The sequence below is a fragment of the Streptomyces sp. NPDC050856 genome, assembly GCF_040653855.1.
Taxonomy (GTDB): Bacteria; Actinomycetota; Actinomycetes; order Streptomycetales; family Streptomycetaceae; genus Streptomyces.
Map to the genome: position 1 here is coordinate 1 of NZ_JBFAGV010000036.1, position 21,990 is coordinate 21,990.

The 21,990-nt window shown below is 74.2% G+C and carries 18 protein-coding genes and 2 pseudogenes; 9 read left to right on the forward strand and 11 right to left on the reverse strand.

The window, feature by feature from the left end; all coding sequences use genetic code 11:
- Nucleotides 1–99: 99 nt before the first annotated feature.
- Nucleotides 100–930 carry an SDR family oxidoreductase gene (locus AB0H53_RS25325; protein ID WP_362117648.1) on the reverse strand — a complete coding sequence of 277 codons (831 nt, stop codon included), beginning with the start codon at nt 928–930 and terminating at the stop codon, nt 100–102.
- 125 nt (nt 931–1,055) lie between these two features.
- Here AB0H53_RS25325 and AB0H53_RS25330 point away from each other — a divergent pair, with 125 nt between their 5' ends.
- A complete protein-coding gene (locus AB0H53_RS25330) occupies nt 1,056–2,291 on the forward strand; it encodes an aromatic acid exporter family protein (protein WP_362117651.1) in 1,236 nt (411 codons plus the stop codon).
- A 75-nt stretch (nt 2,292–2,366) separates the two neighbouring features.
- Nucleotides 2,367–3,569 (forward strand): spore photoproduct lyase family protein, encoded by a 1,203-nt coding sequence (locus tag AB0H53_RS25335; RefSeq protein WP_362117654.1) that lies wholly within the window; start codon nt 2,367–2,369, stop codon nt 3,567–3,569.
- A gap of 241 nt (nt 3,570–3,810) precedes the next feature.
- Here AB0H53_RS25335 and AB0H53_RS25340 read toward each other — a convergent pair.
- The 4 genes and pseudogenes from AB0H53_RS25340 to AB0H53_RS25355 all read right to left on the reverse strand — a co-directional run.
- Nucleotides 3,811–4,122, reverse strand: a pseudogene (locus AB0H53_RS25340) (ornithine decarboxylase); the annotation flags it as partial.
- 39 nt (nt 4,123–4,161) lie between these two features.
- Entirely contained in the window at nt 4,162–4,470 is a 309-nt protein-coding gene (locus AB0H53_RS25345; protein ID WP_362117657.1) for a hypothetical protein, read from the reverse strand.
- A 12-nt stretch (nt 4,471–4,482) separates the two neighbouring features.
- The gene (locus AB0H53_RS25350; protein ID WP_362117660.1) at nt 4,483–4,896 is read right to left on the reverse strand and encodes an SRPBCC family protein; all 414 of its coding nucleotides are present in this window, start codon (nt 4,894–4,896) and stop codon (nt 4,483–4,485) included.
- 256 nt (nt 4,897–5,152) lie between these two features.
- Nucleotides 5,153–6,658, reverse strand: a complete 1,506-nt coding sequence (locus tag AB0H53_RS25355) for an MFS transporter (RefSeq protein ID WP_362117663.1) — start codon at nt 6,656–6,658, stop codon at nt 5,153–5,155.
- A 96-nt stretch (nt 6,659–6,754) separates the two neighbouring features.
- Here AB0H53_RS25355 and AB0H53_RS25360 point away from each other — a divergent pair, with 96 nt between their 5' ends.
- Complete coding sequence (locus tag AB0H53_RS25360) at nt 6,755–7,564, forward strand: SDR family NAD(P)-dependent oxidoreductase (protein ID WP_362117666.1); 810 nt, start codon at nt 6,755–6,757, stop codon at nt 7,562–7,564.
- Between the two features lie 54 nt (nt 7,565–7,618).
- Here AB0H53_RS25360 and AB0H53_RS25365 read toward each other — a convergent pair whose 3' ends face one another.
- The 4 genes from AB0H53_RS25365 to AB0H53_RS25380 are packed head-to-tail and all read right to left on the reverse strand — an operon-like array spanning nt 7,619 to nt 12,287.
- The gene (locus AB0H53_RS25365; protein ID WP_362117669.1) at nt 7,619–8,659 is read right to left on the reverse strand and encodes a 2-hydroxyacid dehydrogenase; all 1,041 of its coding nucleotides are present in this window, start codon (nt 8,657–8,659) and stop codon (nt 7,619–7,621) included.
- A gap of 34 nt (nt 8,660–8,693) precedes the next feature.
- The gene (locus AB0H53_RS25370) at nt 8,694–9,305 is read right to left on the reverse strand and encodes a histidine phosphatase family protein (protein WP_362117672.1); all 612 of its coding nucleotides are present in this window, start codon (nt 9,303–9,305) and stop codon (nt 8,694–8,696) included.
- Nucleotides 9,302–10,783: an FGGY family carbohydrate kinase gene (locus AB0H53_RS25375; protein WP_362117675.1), complete on the reverse strand. Its 1,482-nt coding sequence runs from the start codon at nt 10,781–10,783 to the stop codon at nt 9,302–9,304. The genes AB0H53_RS25370 and AB0H53_RS25375 overlap by 4 nt, the downstream gene beginning before the upstream one ends.
- Nucleotides 10,776–12,287, reverse strand: coding sequence for an FGGY-family carbohydrate kinase (locus tag AB0H53_RS25380; RefSeq protein WP_362117678.1), 1,512 nt, complete (start codon nt 12,285–12,287; stop codon nt 10,776–10,778). Before AB0H53_RS25380 ends, AB0H53_RS25375 begins: the two co-directional genes overlap by 8 nt.
- Nucleotides 12,288–12,884: 597 nt before the next feature.
- On the opposite strand from AB0H53_RS25380, the gene AB0H53_RS25385 reads away from it, so the two are divergent.
- From AB0H53_RS25385 to AB0H53_RS25395, 3 genes are all read left to right on the forward strand, one after another.
- Complete coding sequence (locus AB0H53_RS25385) at nt 12,885–14,153, forward strand: MFS transporter (RefSeq protein WP_362117681.1); 1,269 nt, start codon at nt 12,885–12,887, stop codon at nt 14,151–14,153.
- A 79-nt stretch (nt 14,154–14,232) separates the two neighbouring features.
- Entirely contained in the window at nt 14,233–14,400 is a 168-nt protein-coding gene (locus tag AB0H53_RS25390; RefSeq protein ID WP_362117684.1) for a hypothetical protein, read from the forward strand.
- 3 nt (nt 14,401–14,403) lie between these two features.
- A complete protein-coding gene (locus AB0H53_RS25395; protein ID WP_362117687.1) occupies nt 14,404–15,105 on the forward strand; it encodes a DUF2071 domain-containing protein in 702 nt (233 codons plus the stop codon).
- Here the strand turns inward: AB0H53_RS25395 and AB0H53_RS25400 are convergent.
- Together AB0H53_RS25400 and AB0H53_RS25405 are read right to left on the reverse strand one after the other, a co-directional pair.
- Nucleotides 15,102–15,230 (reverse strand): annotated as a pseudogene (locus AB0H53_RS25400) (IS481 family transposase); the annotation flags it as partial. The gene AB0H53_RS25395 and the pseudogene AB0H53_RS25400 sit on opposite strands and share 4 nt — an antisense overlap.
- Nucleotides 15,231–15,423: 193 nt before the next feature.
- Complete coding sequence (locus AB0H53_RS25405) at nt 15,424–16,602, reverse strand: alpha/beta fold hydrolase (RefSeq protein ID WP_362117690.1); 1,179 nt, start codon at nt 16,600–16,602, stop codon at nt 15,424–15,426.
- A 232-nt stretch (nt 16,603–16,834) separates the two neighbouring features.
- Between AB0H53_RS25405 and AB0H53_RS25410 the strand changes: the two genes are divergently transcribed.
- From AB0H53_RS25410 to AB0H53_RS25420, 3 genes are all read left to right on the forward strand, one after another.
- Nucleotides 16,835–17,422, forward strand: coding sequence for a peptidoglycan recognition family protein (locus AB0H53_RS25410; protein ID WP_362117693.1), 588 nt, complete (start codon nt 16,835–16,837; stop codon nt 17,420–17,422).
- 621 nt (nt 17,423–18,043) lie between these two features.
- On the forward strand, nt 18,044–19,828 hold the full coding sequence (locus AB0H53_RS25415; RefSeq protein ID WP_362117696.1) for an N-acetylglutaminylglutamine amidotransferase: 1,785 nt from the start codon (nt 18,044–18,046) through the stop codon (nt 19,826–19,828).
- Between the two features lie 101 nt (nt 19,829–19,929).
- Nucleotides 19,930–21,942 carry a prolyl oligopeptidase family serine peptidase gene (locus tag AB0H53_RS25420; RefSeq protein ID WP_362117699.1) on the forward strand — a complete coding sequence of 671 codons (2,013 nt, stop codon included), beginning with the start codon at nt 19,930–19,932 and terminating at the stop codon, nt 21,940–21,942.
- Nucleotides 21,943–21,990 lie beyond the last annotated feature (48 nt).

The window sequence follows — 21,990 nt, forward strand, 5'->3', positions numbered from 1 at the left end:
GTGGTGTGATTTCCGAACCCCCCTCCCACACCCGCGCCCCGCCGGCCCGGCGCGCGGGGCCCCCGCCGGGTCCCCGGGCCGGGGCCCCGTCGCGCGTCCTCAGGGCCGGCGCCAGGCGTCGCTCTCCAGGTGCGAACCCGCCTGCGGGCCCATCCGCAGCATCCCGCCGTCCACCACCCATGAGGCGCCGGTGACGTAGGAGGCGTCCTTCCCCGCCAGGAAGGCGATGACGGCCGCGACCTCGCGCGCGTCGCCCGGGCGCCCCAGCGGCACGCCCGGCCGGGACTTCTCCGTCACGTCCTCGTCCTCCTGGCCGGTCATCGGGGTGGCGATCTCACCGGGCGCGACGGCGTTGACCGTGATCCCGTGCTCGGCCAGCTCCAGCGCCATCACCTGGGTGAGCAGCCCCAGGCCGCCCTTGGCCGCGCAGTAGGGCGCGGCGCCCACCCGGGGCTGGTGCTCGTGCACCGACGTCACATTGACGATCCGGCCGCCGTCGCCCTGCCGGATCATGCGGCGGGCGGCGAGCTGGCCGCACAGGAACGGTCCGGCCAGGTCGACGTCGAGCACCTCGCGCACGGTCTCGTACGCCATGTCCAGGAAGGGCGTGGCCGTACCGGTGCCGGCGTTGTTCACCAGCACGTCGATCCGGCCCAGCTCCCGCACCAGGTGCTCGACCGCGTCGGCCGCCTCCGGCAGCCGGGTCAGGTCCATGCGGGCCACCGCGGCCCGGCGGCCGTGCGACCGGACCTCCTCGGCGGTCCGGTGGGCGCCCTCCTCGTCGGTGTGCCAGGTGATGCCGACGTCCATGCCCTGTTCGGCCAGCTTCACGGCGGTGGCCCGGCCGATGCCCGAGTCGGCGCCGGTGACGACGGCGACCGGGGTGACACGGGGAGCCCCGGAGGGCGCGGGGGGCTGGGGAAGGTTCATCGGTCCTCCTCGACGGTGGTCAGGGTGTTGGCGGTACCACGTCACCGGGGCCGCAAACGCGGGCGTCCGAGGGGTTCGTCGGACACGGGGGTGCTGAGTTGCTCATGATCGGGCAGTGGAATGAGATGCCAGAAGTATCAGCTCCTGTGATCAAACTGGTGCGCCGAACGACCGAACCTGTCGCTGCGCAGACGATTCGCTCGACCGCCGCAGCCGTCATCTCCTATGTCGTCGCCCTGCTCTTCCTACCGGACCAGCCAGCCCCCCTGACCGCCCCCCTCACCGCCCTGCTCGTGGTGCAGGTGACCCTCTACGCGACCCTCACCACCGGTGTGCGACGCGTCAACTCCGTCGTCGTCGGGGTCCTCATCGCCATCGGTTTCAGCGCCCTGGTGGGGCTGACCTGGTGGAGCCTGGGCCTGACCATCTTCACCTCGCTGATCATCGGCCGCTATGTGCGGGTGAGCGAGTTCGTGCCCGAGGTGGCGATCAGCGCCATGCTGGTCCTGGGCGTCTCCCAGGCCGCCTCGGTGGCCTGGCACCGGGTGCTGGAGACCCTGATCGGCGCCGGCGTGGGCCTGCTGTTCAACCTGTTGTTCGCGCCGCCGGTCTGGGTGCAGACGGCCGGCGCGTCCATCGACGGGCTGGCGCGCGGCATGGGCCGGATGTTCCGGACCATGGGCGAGGAGATCGGCAAGGGCCACATCGCCTTCCCGCACGCCGCCGCCCGGCTGCACGAGGCCCGTCGGCTGGACCACGACATCGTGGAGGTGGACGCCTCGCTGCGGCAGGCCGAGGAGAGCCTCATGCTCAACCCCCGGGTGCGCGAGGGGCTGCTGTCCCGGATCGTGCTGCGCACCGGGCTGGACACGCTGGAGATCTGCGCCGTGGTACTGCGGGTGCTGTCCCGCACACTGACCGACCTGTCGAGGTTCCGTACCGAGGAATCGCTGTTCCCCCCGGACGTGGCGACCCAACTCGAGGAGCTGTTCGGCCAGATGGCCACCGCCATCGAGAGCTTCGCCCGGCTGATCACCACCCAGGTGGCGGCCAACGCCGAGGAGGCCGAGGACCGGCTGACCGAGGCCCTCGCCGCCAGCCGGCGGACCCGCGACCGGGTCGCCGACCTGCTGCTGGAGGACGTGCAGGAGCACCCCCGGCAGTGGCAGCTCTACGGAGCGCTGCTGGCCGAGATCGACCGGATCCTGGACGAGCTGGACATCGACAAGCGCACCGAGCGCCTCACCCAGGAACTCGACCGCCACTCCGCGGAGCTGCGCGAGCGCCATCCTCGGCTGACCGCCCTGGGCCGCCGGCTGCGCGGGAACGGCGCCGAGCGCCGGCCGGGTGTGGAGGCCTGAGCAACGGCGGGCACGCCGCCGGCCGCCCGGCAGTGGCATGCTGGCAGGAGCAATCCCCCCGTATCTGGAGAAACGATGCACCGCCCGTCCACGCCGCCGCCCGAGGAGCCGGACACCCTGTTCGGCCTGGCGGACCTGCTCGGCGGGGCGGGTCCCGACCCCGCGCCGCCCCCCGTGTCCGCGCCGCCCGGGCACACCGGCGGGACGGCGGACGCGGCGGCGGCCCGGATGATCGACGTGACGGAGATCCACGCCGAGCCGGCGGCCGCCGTCTCCCCCCGGGGGCGGCAGATCATCGCCCGTTTCCCGCAGGCCCGGCTGGTGGAGGTCGCCTCCCACTGGAACATCCCCCACCTGCACGGCAACGAGGGCAACGTCGACCGCTGGGTGCGCGTCAAGCGCCACACGCTGGTGCTCGGCGTGCGCAAGTCCCTCACGGTGCGCCCCAACGGCCGGTCGGCCGACTGGATCGCCCCCGGCGCGTCCAACGGCTGCGCCATGTCCTGCGCCTACTGCTACGTGCCCCGCCGCAAGGGGTACGCCAACCCGATCACGCTGTTCACCAACGTCGAGGACATCATCGGCGCCCTGGACCGCCACATCGTGGAACTGGGCCCCAAGCCGGAGGCCAACCAGTGCGACCCCGACCGGTGGGTCTACGACATCGGCGAGAACGGCGACTGCTCCGTCGACGCGCTGATCTGCGACAACACCGCCGACCTCATCCGCGCGTTCCGTGACCGGCCCACGGCCAAGGTGTCCTTCGCCACCAAGTTCGTGAACCCCGCCCTGCTCGACCTCGATCCGCGCGGCGGCACCCGCGTCCGGTTCTCGGTGATGCCCGCCGCCGACTCCCGCCTGCTCGACATCCGCACCAGCCCCGTCGCCGAGCGGATCGCGGCGGCCGGCGACTTCCTCGCCGCCGGGTACGAGGTCCACTTCAACCTCTCCCCCGTCGTACTGCGCCCCGGCTGGGAGGCCGACTGGACGCGGCTGCTGCGGGAGCTGGACGACGTCCTTCCCCCCGCCGTCAAGGCGCAGGCCGCCGCCGAGGTCATCACCCTCACCCACAACCGGGACCTGCACGAGGTCAACCTCGGCTGGCACCCGCGCGCGGAGGAGGTGTTGTGGCGGCCGGACCTCCAGCAGGCCAAGCGGTCCCAGAACGGCGCCCTGAACGTCCGCTACCGCAACGACGTCAAGCGGCGGGCCGTGGCTCGGATGACGGAGCTGATCTCCGCGCACGCGCCCTGGCTGCGGGTGCGGTACGCGTTCTGAGACTCCGCCCTGGAGCCCTGCCGCCGCACCGTCCGGCGCATCGCGGGGCGCCGACGTGGAAGGAGCTCGGCGCCCGCGCCGACCGGCTGTGGGAGGTGAGCCTGGCACTGCTCGGCGACCCGGTACCGGCCTTCGAGGGAGGCACTGGCGGACGGGGTGCGCGCCCGCGCCGAGGGCGTCGCCCTGGCCACCGGCACGACGGTGGAGGTGGCCGAGGTGGGGCGGGACTACGAGCACTTCCGATCCCGGCCAGTACCAGGCCGGACACTGCGGCCCTGTGGGCGTCGCGGCCGACGAGCAGCTTCTCGTGCGGGCCGGCGGCCGACAGCGTCGCCGCCTTCACGGACAGGGAGCTGCCGCAGGTGGAGAAGAAGGTGTGCTCCGCGCCGACGGCGTCGGCCATGAGCTTCTGGGCGTGCTCCACGATGCCCTGGGAGGACTTGCGGTCGTCCAGTCCGCTGGTGGCCGGCACGTCGGAGCGGAAGACGGCGTCACCCAGGACCTCCCGGACGCGCGGATCCGCGCCGCGGGTGGGGCCGGCCACGGGCCGCACCCGGGCGGCCGGCTCCCGGCGCGGCCCGCCGGATCGGCCCTACGGCCGGGGGTGGGTGCGCTGCCACCGGGGGCGGGCGTCGCCGCCCCGGCGGCCGGCGACGGAGCCGCAGCGCGGGCACTGCCGCTGGACGCGGTCGGCCGCTCCCCCGGACTCGGGGAAGGTGTCGGACCAGGGGACGTGCGGGAAGCGCACGAGCTGGGAACGGCTGAGGGACAGTCCGCACACGGTCTGGTTCATGCCCCGCTCCCAGGCGTGGACCTCCCCGGCGGGCAGCCGGCGCCGGCCCTCCTCCTCGTCGGTCCACTGCCCGGAGGCGGCGACGGCGTACTGCTTGGCGCGTGGCATGGCGCGGCCCGGTCAGCCGGCGGCGTTGTCGACGCGCAGCCGGACCTGCCGCTCCAGCCGTTCGAGGCTGGTGTCGAGCGCCTGTCCCACGGCCTGCTCGCCGGGGTCGTGGCTGTCGTCGAAGAACGACAGGTGCACCGTCACCTCGCTGGCCCCGCTGCCGATTCCGGCGACCTGGAGCCAGCCGGTGTAGCCGCCCTGCTCACGGGTGCCCCATTCGAGCCGCATCTGGTCGGGCCGGGCGCGCAGCAGCGCGGAGGTGTCCTCGTCGGTGCGGTCCTCGTGCACGGTGACGGCGGGCAGGTCCCCGGGGTGGACGTGCAGCTCCTCGGGGAGCCAGGTGTCGAGCTGGCCGACGTTGGCGGCCTGGTCGAAGACGTGCTCCGGCAGTGCGGGCATGGTGCGTGAACGCTCGTACTCGGTCATCACGGTACCGTTCCTCGGCTCGGAATCGTTCGACCACACGCATGCCCGCCCTTCCGGCCCTGAAGCCGCGGGGCGCCCCAATCCCACCCGTTCGCCCGGGGCGGCGGCCGCCCCGGGCCGGGGCAAGGAGAAGCCCCGGCTGGACGGGGGAACCAGCCGGGGCGGTCGTGGGGGCGGTGAACGCCAGGTCACCACCAACTGAATGAACGATAAACCACTCTTCGGTGCGGAAGCCAGTCAGCCGCCGTGCCCCCGGTCAGCGCGCCGGAGGCACGGCATCGGCGGTGGGTTCGCTCGCCGGGGCGGTCACGGCCTGGGCCGACAGGGGTGTCGCGATGTCCTCCAGCGACTTGCGTTCCGCGGCGACCGCGAAGAACACCGCCACCAGGCCGCCCAGCACCATCAGCGTGGCGCCGATGCAGAACGCGAGGACGGTTTCGGCGACGACCCCGCTCTCGGTGAGCCGGGCGAAGATCAGCGGGCCGGAGATGCCGCCGGCCGCGGTGCCGATGGCGTAGAAGAACGCGATCGCCATGGCCCGGGTCTCCATCGGGAAGATCTCGCTCACCGTCAGGTACGCCGAGCTGGCACCGGCCGAGGCGAAGAAGAGGACCACGCACCAGGAGGCCGTGAGCGTCGTCTCGGTGAGCCAGCCGTTGCCGAACATCCAGGCGGTGACGTACAGCAGCAGGCCGGAGAGGATGTACGTGCCCGCGATCATCGGGCGGCGGCCCCAGGTGTCGAAGAACCGGCCGAGCAGCAGCGGACCGAGGAAGTTGCCGAACGCGATGACGGCGAAGAAGTAGCCCGTCGAGCCGCTGGGCACGTCGTAGAACTTCACCAGGATCGCGCCGAAGCCGAAGGTGATGGCGTTGTAGAGGAAGGCCTGCCCGATGAACAGGGCCAGGCCCAGCACCGCCCGCCGGGGGTAGGCGCGGAAGAGCGTACGGCCGATCTCCACGAAACCGACGCTGTGGCGCTGCTTGATGGTGATGGCGGCGGCCGGCTCGGGCAGCGGCCGGCCGGTCTCCTCGCGCACCTGCCGCTCGACGTCGGAGACGAGCCGCTCGGCCCCTTCGGCACGGCCGTGGATGAACATCCAGCGGGGGCTCTCGGGGACGTGGCGGCGGACCAGCAGGATGACCAGGCCGAGGACCACGCCGAGGCCGAAGGAGACCCGCCAGCCGATGTCCTTGGGGAGGATGTCGGTGTCGAGGAGCACCACGGACAGCAGGGAACCGCCCACGGCGCCGAGCCAGAAGCTGCCGTTGATGATCAGGTCGACCCGGCCCCGGTACTTGCTGGGGATCAGCTCGTCGATGGCGGAGTTGATCGCCGCGTACTCGCCGCCGATGCCGAAGCCGGTGAGGAAGCGGAAGAGGAAGAACCACCAGGACGAGTACGACAGGGCGGTCAGCGCGGTCGCGACGAGGTAGACCGCCAGGGTGATCAGGAAGAGCTTCTTGCGGCCGTAGCGGTCGGTGAGCCAGCCGAAGAACAGGGCGCCGCAGCAGGCGCCGGCGACGTACAGCGCGGCGGCCACGCCGGTGACCTGGGCACTGCTGATGGCGAGCCCGCTGCCCTCCTCGGAGAGGCGGCTGGCCATGTTGCCGACGATGGTCACTTCGAGGCCGTCGAGGATCCAGACGGTGCCCAGGCCGATCACGATCATCCAGTGCCACCGCGACCACGGCAGCCGGTCCAATCTGGCGGGGACCTTCGTGGTGATGGTCCCGGTCGTCGACTGCCCGAGCTCGCTCATGCGTCACCTCCGAGGCGTAGTAACCGCTTCCAGGTACCCCATGATCAATCCGGCGAAACCGGGTCTGCGCGCCGGCCGGAGGGGTACTCGGCGACGATGAACACAGTGAAGCCAATGGCGGTGGTGACCGGCGCGTCCAGCGGTATCGGCCGGGAACTCGCCAGGCGGTTCGCCGACGAGGGGTTCGACCTGCTGGTGTGCGCGGAGGACGAGGGCCTGGCCGCCGTCGCCGAGGAGCTGCGCGGCCGGGGCGCCGCGGTGCGGGAGGTCCGGGTGGACCTGGCCACCTACGACGGGGTGGAGAAGCTGTACGCCGCCGTCTCCGCGACCCGCAGGCCGGTGGCCGCCGCCGCGCTGAACGCGGGGATCGGCCAGGGCGGGGCGTTCCTGGACACCGACCTCGCCGACGAGGCCCGGGTGATCGACCTGAACATCGCCTCGACGGTGCACCTGGCCAAGCGGCTGCTGCCCGGGATGGTCGAGCTGGCCGAGGGCCGGATGCTGATCACCTCCTCCGTCGCGGCGGCGGTGCCCGGTTCCCACCAGGCCGTGTACAACGCCTCGAAGGCGTTCCTCCAGTCCTTCGCCCAGGGGCTGCGGGATGAGCTCAAGGACTCCGGGGTGACCGTGACCTCGCTGCTGCCGGGCCCCACCGACACGAACTTCTTCCACCGCGCGGACATGGCGGACACCCGGCTCGGCAGGATGAGGAAGGACGATCCCGCCCAGGTGGCCGGGGAGGCGTTCGAAGCCATGATGCGGGGCCGGGAGAAGGTCGTGGCGGGATCGGTGCGCACCAAGGTCCAGGGCGTGGCGAACAAGGTGCTGCCCGACCGGCTGAAGGCCGCCGCGCACCGGCGGCTGGCCGAGCCCCACCCGGACGGCGCCGACCGGCCGGCCCACTGACAACGCCGGCCGGGTCAACGCGATCGGCGCCGCCGGCGGCGGGCCGCCGTGCCGCTACCGGGCGAGCACCTCGGGATTGGCGCAGTGGGCGAGCGGCTCACCGCGCAGGAACCGGCCCGCCTCGGCCGCCACGATCCGGGCGGCCCTGTTGGCCACCTCCTGGCTGGCGCCCGCGATGTGCGGAGTGAGTACGACCCCCGGGGTGGACAGCAGGCGGGCGCCGGCCGGCACCGGCTCGGCGGGGAACACGTCGAACCCGGCCCCGGCCAGGTGCCCGGAGTCCAGCGCGTCGCACACCGCCTCGTAGTCCACCAGGGCGCCGCGCGCGCAGTTGACCAGAACCGAGCCCCGGGGCATCGCGGCGATCTGCGCGCGGCCGATCATGCCCGTGGTCTCCTCGGTCACCCGCGCGTGCAGCGAGACGATCCGGGCGCTCGCGAGCAGCTCCTCCAGACAGACCGGTTCGGCGATCCCCGCCGCGGCCCCGGGCCCCACGTACGGGTCGTGGACCAGGACGCGGGCGCCCATGGCCGCCAGGAGGCGGGCCACCCGGGAACCGATCGCGCCGAAGCCGACCAGGCCGACGGTGCTGCCCGCGATCTCGATACCGCAGGTGTCGTAGTCGTAGTGGTCGCCCCGCCAAGTGCCCCGTCTGAGGTCGGTGTGGACGTCGCCGATGCCGCGCGCGGCGGCCAGGAGCAGGGCCAGGGTGTGTTCGGCGGTGGCGGTGGCGTTGCGGCCGGGCGCGTAGCTGACGGCGACACCGTGCCGGGTGGCCGCGTCCAGGTTGGCGTTGACCGGTCCGCCCCGGCTGACGCAGAACAGCTCCAGGCCGGGGCAGGCGGCCAGGACCCGTTCGGTGAGCGGGGCCAGCTGGGTGACGCAGATCCGTGCCCCGCGCAGCGCCTCGATCAGCTCGTCCTCGCCGCCGCTGGCCTCGTCGACCTCGGCGACCGGTCCGAAGGGCGTGTGCGGCCACGGCAGCCGGATCTCGGTCACCTCCAGGGCCGTCCCCGGGACGGCGGCGCGCAGTTCCCGGGTGAGCAGGCGGGGCAGGACGAAGTGGTCGCCGGCGGCGAGCACGGTGGTGGTCACGGGGATGCTCCAGTCGGTGGGCGGGGAGGGCGGCTCACGGGGTCACGGGCACGTTGAGGCGCAGCAGGGACGCCCGCCCGCCGGGAAGCAGCCGCAGTTCGGTCAGGGCGCCGTTCTCCAGGGCCGGGAAGACCTGGCGGTAGCGGGCGAGTGGGATGCCCAGCAGCTCGCACAGCGCCAGGCGGACGAGGGTGGAGTGGGCGACGACGAGGACCCGCCCGCCGGGAAGTTCGTCGACGAACTCCGTCAGGCAGCGGGTGGCCCGCCGGGCCGCCGCCGCGGGGTCCTCCCCGCGGGGCAGGTGGTGGGTCACCGGGTCGCGGAGGAAGGCGGCCAGCTCGTCGGGGAACTCCTCGGCCATCTCGCTCCGGGTCAGCCCCTCGCCGCGCCCGAAGTCGACCTCCTGGAGTCGTTCGTCCACACGCGGGACCAGGCCCAGGGCGGTGGCGGCTGGTTCGGCGGTGAGCCGGGCCCGGGACAGCGGCGAGCACAGCACCGCGTCCAGCCGCTGCCCGGCTGCCCAGGCGCCGAGGGAGGCCGCCTGCCGGCGCCCGAGCGCGGTCAGCGGCACGTCGGTGCGCCCCGCGTAGCGGTTGTCGGCGTGCCACTCGGTCTCGCCGTGGCGGACCAGGACGAAGTCGGTCACCGCTCGGCCCTTCCGTGCGCGTGCGCCGCCACGGCCGCGTCCAGCCAGCCGCGCCGGGTCAGTTCGTCGACGAAGTCGAGGTAGCGGGGGATCAGCCGGGCCGTGCGCGCGGGGTCGGGGACCAGCTCCCGGCGTACCCGCACCATGGCCGCCGCGGCCCGCTCCAGCGTGGTGCCCGACGCGGTCGCGGCGAGGACCGCCATGCCGACGGCGCCCTCGGCCTGTTCGGGCAGCCGCACGGTACGGCCCAGGACGTCGGCGCGGAGCTGTGACCAGTGTCCGTTGCGGGAGCCGCCGCCGGTGAGGGTGAGGGGACCGCCGACGGGTGCGCCGATGTGGTCCAGATGGTCGAAGCAGAGCCGTTCCACACAGGCCACGCCCAGCAGGCAGGCGTGGAAGTGCCCGGCGTCGCCCCCGGGGTCGCCGAGCACGAAGGGGACGGCGTCGGGGGCGCGGAACGGGAAGCGCTCGCCGCCCCCGGCCGGCGCGTAGGCCACGGCGGTCGGTCCGGAGGCGGCGGCCCGGCGGGTGAGGTCGTCCAGGTCCGCTCCGGGGAAGCGCCGGGCGATCACTCCGGCGCCGCTGCTGGACGCCCCGCCGGGCAGCCAGGAGCCACCGGGGCCGCGGTGGCAGTAGACCACTCCCGCGGGGTCGCGTACCAGGTGGGGGCTGGCGCCCTTGAGGACGAGGGTGGTGCCGAGGACGGAGTTCCAGGCGCCGGGGGTGAGGGCGCCGGCGCCGATCTGCGCGGCGCAGCCGTCCGTCATGCCGGCGACGATCGGTGTACCGGCGGGGATGCCGGTGGCGCGGGCCGCACCGGCGCAGACCGTGCCGATGACGGTGCCCGGCCGTACGACGTCGGGCAGCAGGCCCGGCGGGACGCCGAGCGCGGCCAGCTCCTCCTCCGGCCAGCGCTCCTCGATCAGGTGGTAGCCGGTCTTGAGGGCGTGGCTCGCGTCGCTCGGCAGTTGCCGCCCGGCCAGCCGCCAGGTGATCAGGTCGGCCTGGTGCAGCAGGCGGGCGCCGTCCACGGGCGCGTGGTCCAGCAGCCAGAGCAGTTTCGGCAGCGCCCATGAGGGCTGCATGGAGCGGTAGCCCAGCTCCCGCCACACCTCCGCCCCCGCCTCGTTGACCCGCCCGGTGTACGCGCGGGCGCGCCCGTCGTCGTACATGAGGCCGGGTGTGCGGGGTGTGCCGTGCCGGTCGGCGAGCAGGACGGTGCCCGAGGTGGCGTCGAGCGCCAGGCCGCGGATCCGCCCGGGCGCGATGCCCGCGAGGGCTTCCCGGCAGGCGCCGGCGAGGGCGGACCACCACTCCTCGGGGTCCTGCTCGTGGCGTACGCCGTCGCGCCGGCCCGTCAGCGGGCGGGCCGCGGCGCCCAGCAGGCGGCCGGTGCCGTCCACGGCGACCGCGCGGGCGCTCTGGGTGCCGAGGTCGAGGCCGATGTGGACGGCCTCGGGAGCGGGGGCGTCAGACACGGGCCGCCGCCGGTACGGAGGGGGCGGCGGGCGCCCAGCCGAGGGAGCGGGCGGCGCCGCGCCAGGTGAGGAAGGACGCGTACAGCTCGTCGTAGCGGGCGCCGCGCCCGGGGTCGGGTTCCCAGGTGGAGCCCATCCGGACGTACTTCTCGGCGGCGGCACGCAGGTCGCTCTCCGCGCCGCTGGCCACCAGGCCGGTCAGGAAGGCGCCCTTGGCGCCCGGTTCGGTGTCGGCGCTGCGGGCGGTGGGCACCCCGGTGACGTCCGCGATCAGCCGGCACCACTGGTCGCTGGCGGAGCCGCCGCCGCACAGGCGCAGTTCGTGGACGTCGGTCCCGGAGGCCCGCAGGCAGTCGCGCACGACCATGGACAGGCCCTCGAAGACGGCCCGGGCGAGGTGGCCGGGCGTGTGGTCCAGGGACAGGCCCCAGAAGGTGCCGCGGGCGCGGGGGTCGAGGAAGGGCGCGCGTTCCCCGGCGGGTGACAGGTAGGGCAGGAACGCCAGGCCCCCGGCGCCCGGCGGGGCGGCGGACGCGAGTGCGCCCAGGGCGGCGGGTCCCGCCACACCCAGGGTGCGCGCGGCCCAGTCCAGCACCTCGGTGCCGGAGAGGGTCGCGAAGGCGCGCAGCACGCGGTCGCGGGCCCCGTAGGCGATGGTGACGCCGCACGGCTCGCCGGTGGTGTCCACCCGCCGGGCCACGATCTCCGTGCACAGGGTGGTGCCGAGGATGGCGCACGCCTGGCCGGGGTCGACGACGCCGGCGCCGCGCGCGGTGGAGGCGATGTCGTAGGGCGCCATGACCACGGGCAGGCCGGCGGGCAGGCCCAGTTCCCCGGCGGCGCCCGGGGTGATCCCGGCGACGCGCTCGTGCTCGCCCAGGACCCTGGGCAGCAGGCCGTGCGCCCAGCCCAGCCCGAACAGGTCCAGGAGCCCGGGGTCGTAGTCGCCGGTGGCGTGGTCCAGGAAGGGGGCCGACGCGTCGGACCGGTCGACGGCGGTCGTCCCGGTGAGTCGCAGGAACAGCCAGCCGGCCGCCGTCAGGGCCGTGGCCGAGCGCTCCAGGCGCCCGGGGTCGTGGGCGGCGAGCCAGCCGAGCACCGCGTTGGGCATGCCCGCGCAGGTGAGGGAGCCGTTGCGGCGGTAGGCGTCCGTCAGGACGCCGTCATCGGCCCAGCGGGTCAGCAGCTCGGCGGCGCGCCCGTCGGACCACAGGACCGCCGGACCGGTGGGACGGCCGTCCGCGTCGACCAGCCAGCAGCCGTCGCCCTGCGCGGTGAAGCTCACCAGCCACACCGGGTCGTGGCCGGGGCCGAGCCGCGACAGGACGCCGCGCGCGGTGCGGACCACCCCGTTCCAGACCGCGTCCATGTCCTGCTCCGCCCAGCCGGGGCGGGGCCTGAGGACGTCGGTGCCGGTACGGCAGAGCGCCAGTTCCCGGCCCTGGTCGTCGTGGACGACGGATTTGATCATCGACGTGCCGACATCGATGGTGAGAACCGGCATGACCGGAGTACCTGCCCTTCGCAGTGGCCGCGGGACGGAGCCGTACGGCCGGCCGGCGGACGGCAGCGGGACGCGCCGGCGGGGCGGAGCGGCAACGGACGCCGGGACGTCCGCGTGGCACCGCCCGAGGCCCGTACGGGGTCGCGCCGGGGCCGCGGCCGGCGCCGGCGGCGGCCGGCCCGGGCCTGTCGGGTCCACGTGAGGTTCGCACCACACATTCCCGCCCGCGGCGTGCCCTGTCCACCCCCGCCGGTGGCGTCGGCCCGGAGAGGAGGGCGGCATCACCCGGATGGACGCCCGGCGGGAGCAGCGTCGGGGACTGCGCGGCCCGGTGACGGCCCGAGGTCCGTGCGGACCCCGGCGCCGGCCGGGGAGTTCGGCGCCGGTGTGGTGACGGCGCGCCGGGGCCCGGTGCGGACGGCCGGCCACCGGGGCGGGACGGAGACCGGTGGCCGGCGATTCATTCCCCTGCCGGGGCGCCTCGCGGGGTTTTCGGCGCGGTCGTTGACGCCTGTCGCCCGGCGTCCCATCGTGACGCCTCGGCGCACCGGGCTCCTGCGCGCCCTCCCCGACCCGTACCTGGAAAAGGTGGTTCCCGTGCCCGTCGTCATGGACCCTTCGTCCTCCGCGGGAGAGGCGTCCCGGAGGCACTGGCCGGACCGCGCCGGCATCCCCGGGCCGCTCGCCTGGGGGTTCCTCGGCGTGCTCATTTTCATGATCGGTGACGGGGTCGAAGCGGGCTACCTGTCGCCGTACCTGCTGGGCGAGGGACTGTCGGAGGAACGGGTGGCGCTGCTGTTCAGCGTCTACGGCGTCACGGCGAGTGCGGCCGCCTGGCTCTCCGGGGCGCTGTCGGAGCTGTGGGGGCCGCGCCGGGTGATGGCGCTGGGCCTGGGCGTCTGGGTGGTGTTCCAGGTGGTCTTCCTGGTCATCGCCGTCCCCACGGGTGACTTCGCCCTGCTGCTGGCCGGCTACGGGCTGCGGGGCCTCGGCTATCCGCTCTTCGCCTACGGATTCCTGGTCTGGGTCACGGCGGTGACTCCCGAGCGCCGGCTGGGTTCGGCGGTGGGGTGGTTCTGGTTCGCCTTCACCGGCGGGCTGCCGACGCTGGGGTCGCTGGTCGCCAGCCTGGCGGTGCCGCGTGTCGGCGCGTACGGCACGCTGTGGCTCGCGCTCGGTCTCGTCATGGCGGGCGGCGTGATCGCGCTGCTGCTGGTGCGCGAGCCCACCGGCCGCGGACGCCTGGCACCCGCCGGTGAACGGCCGCTCGCCACGCTGGCGGGGTCGCTCGCCATCGTCTGGCGCGAGCCGCGCGTCGGCGCGGGGGCGGTCGTGCGGGCCATCAACACCGCGCCGCAGTTCGGCTTCCTGGTCTTCCTGCCCGTCTTCTTCACCGAGACCCTGGGGTTCACGCTCAGTGAGTGGCTGCGCCTGCTCTCCGCGATGTTCGCCACCAACATCTTCTTCAACCTGGTCTTCGGCGTGGTCGGGGACCGGATCGGCTGGCAGCGCACCGTCGCCTGGTGCGGCGGCGTGGGCTGCGCGGTGACCACGCTGCTGCTCCACTACGGCACGGTGTGGGCGGGCCACGACCAGGTTCTCGCCACGGTCCTGGTGAGCCTGTTCGGGGCGACGCTGGCCGGTTACGTCCCGCTGTCCGCGCTGGTGCCCTCGCTGGCCCCGGCGCACAAGGGCCAGGCCATGTCGGCCCTCAATCTGGGCGCCGGCGCCAGCGCCTTCATCGGCCCGGCCCTGGTGGGGTTGCTCCTGGGACCGCTGGGGGTGGCCGGGGTGATGTGGGTCTTCGCGCTGCTGTACCTGGCCGGCGCCGTGCTGACGGTGTTCCTCCGGCGGCCCGCCGGGTAGTGCCCGGGCCTGAGGGGTACCCGCCCGCTGCCGGCCCGGCGCCTCGGACCGGCGGAAACGATTTTCCGGAGGCACCACGATGAGCGACGGCCTGTACGAGAACACTCCCTCCCAGGCGGAGGGCGAGCGGGAGCCCGACGAGGAGCAGCCCGAGCGGCCGGGCGGGGACCCGGGCACCGGCGGCTCCGAGGTGCCCCGGACGACCCCCTCCCAGGCGGAGGGCGAGCGCGGCCCGGACGAGGCCTGAGCCGTGGCCGGGCGGGGGGCGCGGCGGGTGCGCCCGGCGGCGCTGCGCTGCCGCTGGCTCACCCAGTGCTTCGTCCACTGGCCCTACCCTCCCGAACAGGTGCAGCGGCTGCTGCCCCCCGGGTTCGTCGCGGACGAGTACCGGGGAGCGGCCTGGGTGAGCCTCACCCCGTTCCGGATGACCGCGGTGCGGCCCCACCCGGTCCCCGCGCTGCCGGGACTGCCCGGCTTCGCCGAGACCAACCTGCGTACCTACGTGCGGCGCCCCGACGGCCGGGACGGGCTGTGGTTCTTCTCGCTGGAGGTCACCCAGCCGCTGATGCTGGGGGCCGTCGCGGCCGGCGCCCCCTACCGGCTCGGTCGGCTGCGGGTGGCGCGGGAGGGCGGGCGCGTGGTGTACAGCGGCGCCCGGTACGGCGGCGGGGCCTCCTACCGTCTGGTGGTGCGCCCCGGTGAGCGGCTGGCTCCCCGGCCGGAGCTGGACGTGTGGCTGACCGACCGGTGGCGGGCGTACACCCGCCGGCTGGGCGTGGTGTGGGAGATCCCGGCCGAGCACGAGCCCTGGCCCCTGCGGGAGGCCGCGGTCGAGTCCCTGGAGGAGAATTTGCGCGTGGCGGCGGGCCTGCCCCCGTGCGCGGAGCCGCCGCTGGTGCGCTACTCGCCGGGCGTACGGGACGTCCGGCTGGGCCTGCCGCGGCCGGGCTAGGCGCACTGGCCGGAGACGTTGATCGATCGTGAGCAGGGGGGCTGGTTGCCGCGTGCGGTACGCGGCCGGTGCTGGTGGTACTGGTGCAGCCACGCGACGAGGGTGTCGCGGCGCTCGGCCTCAGACTGGGACCGGGCGGCGACCTCGCTGATCGACCACCCGCCCTCGACGACGGGAAGGGCCACCTCGAGTCCGTGGCGCGGGGCGGGGCAGCGTTCGGGTGCGACCTGGCAGGGGCCCTCCTGGACCGGGGGGCCCAGGAGGGTCGAGTACTCGTTCGAACACAGGGCGACCGCATGGTCTTGTGCAGACGTGCGCTCAGCGGCCGAGCAGCGGCAGGAGAGCGCGAGCGAACTCAACCGGGACCGCGCTCGCGCCCACGTGGTTGCCGGGCATCTCGATCAAAGGCAGGCGCAGCAGAACGGCCAGGGCATCGGCCGCCCGACGCGCCATCTGGTGATGGCTCAGCGAGCCGGCGCACACGGTCAGCCGGGCTCGACGCAGGACCTGGATGTCGGGCTCGTAGAAGACGCTGGGGCCGGCCATCCGGCCGAGGAAGTAGCGGTTCTTGTCGAGTTCTTCAGGCGGTAGCTCCGGCAGGGCGATATGCGTGGGCGGCGCCTGGTCCGGGCCTGTGTGGTGGGCGGCGCCGCTGAGATCGAAGAACTCCTGCACGGCTCGCTGAGGGTCAGTCGTCGCGACAGCGAACGCCGACGCGGCGCGGTCGGCGAGGGCGGCATCGTCCAGGAGGGTGATCAGGGGCGGCTCGTGCAGTACGGCCGATCCGACGAGGTCGGGATGCCGCTTGGCCAGTTGGAGAAGGGTCACGGCCCCGCCGCTCGTGCCGACGAAGGTCGCCGGCGCGCCGGTGAAGGTGTCGACCAGCGCGGCGAGGTCTTCAGCGAGGACTTCAGGCGTTGGTGCGGCCATTCCGCGCGTCATGCGACTGGCCCCGATGCCGCGAGGATCATGGGTGACGACGGTGAACTGTCCCGCCAGCTCGTCTGCGAGAGCTGCGAACCCGGCTCGCCCCGCCGGCGCGCCGACGAGGAAGAGGAGTGGTCCCGTCCCCTGGACGCTGTAGGCGATCGTCGTGTCGGGTCGCTCAAGAACGTCCGGTGAGTCGGTCACTTGATCGGTGTAGTCCGCGATCTTGCGGGTGATCACCTCAAGGGCACGGTCCAGCGCCTCACGGCGGTCCTCGACGCGCTGGCGATGCGCGGTGAGCAGCTCCAGCCGCAACCGCGACGGGTCGGTGACTTCGGTGTCGGCGCCGGTGAACCGCGCGATGTCGGCCAGGGGCATTCCTGTCTCGCGCAAGTGGACCAGCATGCGGATCAAGTCGACATCGGCGGCGACGTACTGTCGGCGCCCAGCAGTGTCACGCCGAGGGGCAGGCAAGATCCCCTGTCGCTCGAAGTACCGCAGTGTGTCGGGTTCAAGACCCGCACGCGCGGCGACCTCTCCGATACCGAACCGCTCTTCTCGCTCACTCATGGCGCAAGCCTCGGACCTGGACCTCGGTTCAGGTCAAGCGAGGATCTCCGAACCGCGACCTGAGTGTGAGCTCGACCCATGTCCCCGGTCAGTACAGCCGGGCGGTGTCCGTCGTCGTGGGTGGCGCGTTTCCCGGCGCCGGCCCCCTTGGCAGTGGACGGCTCCGCCGCGATGGTTGTCATGTACCCGACTTTCTGCCCCGTTCCACCGGCCTTCCGACGAGGGAGTCTCCATGGACCGTGCCGGACCCACCCGCCGGCGGCTGCTTCGCGGCGCCGCCCTCGCCACGGCCACCGCCGGTCTCGCCGCGCTGACCGGCCGGGCCGCCGCCGGCGCCGCCTACCCGGTGACGCACTGGATACCGGCCAGCCCCGCCAACTACACGGCGGCCGACCGCCCCGCGAGCCATCCCGTCCAGTACGTCGTCATCCACGTCACCCAGGAGACCTTCCAGGACGCCATGCGGATCTTCCAGGACCCCGCCCGCCGGGTGTCCGCCCACTACATGGTGGCCTCCGGTGACGGCTACATCGGCCAGTTCGTCCGCGAGCGGGACATCGCCTGGCACGCCGGCGACTGGACGTACAACACCCGCAGCATCGGCATCGAGCACGAGGGCTGGGTGGACCGGCCGGAGTGGTTCACCGACGTGCTGTACCGGCGCTCGGCCATGCTCACCGCCGCGATCTGCGACCGCTACGGCATACCCCGCACGCGCGAACGCGTCATCGGCCACCACGAGGTCCCCGGCGCCACCCACACCGACCCGGGCCCGCTGTGGGACTGGACCCGCTACATGCGGCTGGTCGGCCACTACTGAGGCCCACCGCCCCGCCCGTGGTCCTGGCCGCCCGGGCGGACGAACCGGCCACTCCACGCCCCGCCGCCCGCCCGGGCCCCTGCCGGCGCGCACCGCCGGTATGCCACCGCGCCGTGCACCAGCCGGAACCCGCCCCGGTGCCGCCGGGAGCACACTGGGCGTGCGACAACGGCGCATCGGGTGTGCCACTGCCCGCGGCACCCGCCCGCTTCTCCGTCAGCGCTGCCGCTCGGTGCTTCTCCCCTGCCGCACGGACCGGGACATCCCTCCCGGCTGGGGGCGAGGCCGCGGGGAGAGGGGGCTTGAGCCCGCGCGCGGCATCCGGCCCGCGCGGGGCGCGGCGCACGGCCCGCGCACCTGGTCCCCGACCGTGGCCCCGGCGCACCGACCGGCGGTTTCTCGCCGCCGATGGGCTTACTCCACGATCAACGGGGAACCCGGGGCCGCAGAGCGGGCCGCCCGGAGCGGCCCGACCGGGCGGCGGGCAGATTCCCCGCTCCGGCGTCTTCGAGGAGTGGTCGTGACAGTTTCCATAGCGCCCGACGCAGGGCTTGAGGAGGATCCCGGGGCCGCGGCCCTGCCGCTGAGTCCGGACCGTACGACGCGGATCGGCGGTGCGGTATGTGCGGGCTGAGCGGAGAGATCCGGTTCGACGGCGGGCGGCCCGACATCGCCGCCGTCGAGCGGATGACGGACCGGCTGGCGGCCCGTGGGCCGGACGGCCGCGGAGTGTGGTCCCAGGGGCCGGTGGCACTCGGCCACCGCCGGCTGAAGATCATCGATCTGTCGGAGCGCGGCGCCCAGCCGATGACCGACACCGAGGCCAGGCTGACCGGCGTGTTCAACGGCTGCGTCTACAACTACCGCCAGCTCCGGGACGAGCTGCGGGGCCTGGGCCACACCTTCTTCTCCACCTCGGACACCGAGGTGCTGCTCAAGGCCTACCAGGAGTGGGGCACGGACTGTGTCGACCACTTCATGGGCATGTTCGCCTTCGCCGTCGTCGAGCACGACACCGGCCGGCTGGTGCTGGCCCGCGACCGGCTGGGCATCAAGCCGCTGTACCTGTCGCAGACCCCCGGCAGGCTCCGGTTCGCCTCGACGCTGCCGGCCCTGCTGGCGGGCGGCGACGTGGACACCTCGCTGGACCCGGCCGCGCTGCACCAGTACCTCAGCTGGCACGCCACGGTGGCCGCGCCGCGCACCGTCCTGTCCGGGGTGCGCAAGCTGCCCCCGGCCACGGTGCGGGTGGTGGAGCCGGACGGCAACTACCAGGACCGCTGCTACTGGCAGCCCTCCTACACCCGGCGCCCCGAGCACGCGGGCATGGACGCGGCCGACTGGCGGGACGCGGTGCTGGACTCGCTGCGCACGGCGGTGCGCCGCCGCATGGTGGCCGACGTCCCGGTGGGCGTGCTGCTCTCCGGTGGCCTGGACTCCAGCCTGATCGTGTCGCTGCTGGCCGAGGAGGGGCAGCGGGACCTGGCCACCTTCAGCGTGGGCTTCGAGTCGGAGGGCGGCGAGGAGGGCGACGAGTTCCGGTACTCCGACCTGATCGCCCAGCGCTACGGCACCGACCACCACCAGCTCCTGGTCCCCTCCGACCGGGTGTCGACCGCGCTGGACGGGGCCGTCGCGGCCATGAGCGAACCGATGGTCAGCCATGACGTGGTCGCCTTCCACCTGCTGTCGGAACTGGTCTCCAAGGAGGTCAGCGTCGTCCAGAGCGGTCAGGGCGCGGACGAGGTGTTCGCCGGCTACCGCTGGTATCCGGACCTGGCCGCCGTCGAGCGGGAGGCCGAGCCGGAGCAGTACGCCAAGGTGTACTTCGACCGGCCGCACGCCGACCTCGGCCGGATCCTCCAGCCGCACCTGCTCACCGAGGACGACGTGTCCGGCCGGTTCGTGCGCGAGCACATGGCGGTGCCCGGTGCCGAGACGGCGCTGGACGCGGCGCTGCGCCTGGACACCCATGTGATGCTCGTGGACGACCCGGTCAAGCGGGTCGACAACATGACCATGGACTGGGGCCTGGAGGCCCGTACGCCGTTCCTGGACCACGAGCTGGTGGAGCTGGCCGCGGCCTGTCCGCCCGAGCTGAAGCTGGCGCAGGGCGGCAAGGGCGTGCTGAAGGACGCGGGACGGGCAGTACTGCCCCGGGAGGTCGTGGACCGGCCCAAGGGCTACTTCCCCGTACCGGCCATCCGCCACATGGCGGGCCCGGTGCTGGAACGTGTCCGCGAGGCCCTGTACGCGCCCGAGGCCAAGGCACGCGGCGTCTTCCGCGACGACTACGTCGCCGAACTCCTCGCCGCCCCCGACGCCCACCGCACCAACCGCGGGGCGAACGCCCTGTGGCACATCGCGTTGCTGGAGATATGGCTGCAGACGCACGGAATCAACTGACCGTCCCGGTGGGTGCGACGGCCACCGCGACCGCCACCCCGACCGGTGGCAGTCCCGCCCCGGCGCCGCCCGTACCGCCGCCGGCGGCCGACCCGGTGGGGATGGCCGCCCTACCCGTGCCGCCCACCGGTACGGCCGGGGCGGCGCCCGTACCGGTTCCGCTCGCCGACACGGCGGGCGTGCGGGACACCCCGCAGCCGCTGGTCTCCCACGGGTGCTGGTACCCGTCGGTGGACCCGACGGGCGAGCACGTCGCCTTCATCTGCGACCGCACCGGCGTGCCGCAGCTGTGGACCGGGCCCGTCAGCGGGGATCCCGGTGGCGGCGGCCTGCACCTGCTGGACTCCGAACCCGACCCGGTCACCGAGGTGGCCTGGTCGCCCGACGGCCGCTGGATCGCCTACACCGTCGCCCCGGGGGGCGGCGAGCACACCCGGGTGCTCTGCGTGCGCCCCGACGGCACCGGCCGCCGGCTGCTGGCCGGTGCCGGGGCGGGCAGTTCGGCCTATCTGGGCTGCTGGGCGCGCGACGGCTCGGCGGTGGCGGTGACGGTCGCCGAACCGCCTCCCCCGGCCGGGCCCGCCCCGGACGAGACGGGCCTCGGTGACCTGCCCGCCGGCTGGGCGGAGCGGGACGGGCGCCCCACCCTGCTCGACGGGGGCTCCGGGGACACCGGTGACCGGCTGGCCGCCTACCTGGTCGACCCGGACGCAACGGGTTCGCCCGTGCTGCTCGCCACCGAGACGGACGCCGCGACCCTGCGGGTGTGCGACCTCAGCGAGGACGGGCGGCTGGCCCTGCTGCGGCGCGGACCGCGCGGACGGCGCGAGGCGGTGGTGGTGCGCACCGGGGATCCGCGCGCCCGATTCACCGTGCGGGTCGCCGACGGCGATCCGTGGATCGGCCGGTTCTCGCCGGACGGCCGCACCCTGTGGCTGCGCAGCGACCAGGAGCGCGAGTTCGCCGGTCTGCTGGCGGCCGGGCTGGACGACGAGGGCGCGGGCACCGGTCTGACCGTGGTGGCGGAGCGCGAGGGCAGCGACCTCGAACTGCTGGCGTTCGTCGAGGACGGCCGCCGCGCGGTGCTGTCGTGGAACGTGCGGGGGGCGAGCGAGCTCGCCACGCTGCCCTTTCCGGGCGGCGGGGTGGCCGGGGAGGTGGAACTGCCGCACGAGGTGGTCACCCGGATCACCCGGGCCGGGCCGGGCGGGATGGTGCTGGCCCTGTCGGGCTCCCAGCGGCGCCCCGGGGTGTGGTGGCTGCCCGGCGACGCCCCGGCCACCCGCACCGCGTGGTCCTCGCGCGACGAGGACGCCGTGCCGCCCGGCCGGCCGCCGGTGCGTCCGGTGCCGCTGCGGCCCAGGGCCCGCGACGGGCTGGCGCTGGGCGGCTGGTACTACCGGGCACCGGGCCGCGACCCCGGGCATCCCGCGCCGTGCGTGATCCACCTGCACGGCGGTCCCGAGGAGCAGGAACGGCCGGTGTTCGACCCGCTGTACCACGAGTTGCTGGGCCGCGGCCTGGACGTGTTCGCGCCCGACGTGCGCGGCTCCTCCGGCTGGGGACGGTCGTTCATGGACGCCGACCTGGGTACGGGGCGGTTCGCCGCGATCGACGACGTGGCCGACTGCGCGGCGCACGCCATCCTGACCGGGCGGGCCGACCCGGCGCGGCTGGCCGTGATGGGGCGCTCCTACGGCGGCTATCTGACGCTGGCGTCACTCGTCTGGCACCCGGACCTGTTCCGTACCGGTGTCGCGGTGTGCGGCATGTCGGACTTCGCGACCTTCTTCGCCGGCACCGAGCCGTGGATCGCCGAGTCGGCGGCCCACAAGTACGGCCATCCGGAACGCGACCGGGAGCTGCTGCGCGCCCTGTCCCCCATGAGCCGGGTCGACGCGCTGCGCGTACCGCTGCTGGCGGTCCACGGTGAGCACGACACCAACGTGCCGCCGGGCGAGTCCGAGCAGGTGGTGCGCGCGGCCCGGGAGCGCGGCCTGCCCGCCCGGATGCTGACGCTGCGCGACGAGGGGCACGAGTTCCTGCGGGCGGACAACCGGCGGTTGTTCCGCCGCGCCGCCGCGGACTGGCTGGAGGCCCACCTGACGGCCTGACCCGGTGCGGAGCCGGTCACCTGTGCATAAAGTGACGAGAGGGGGACC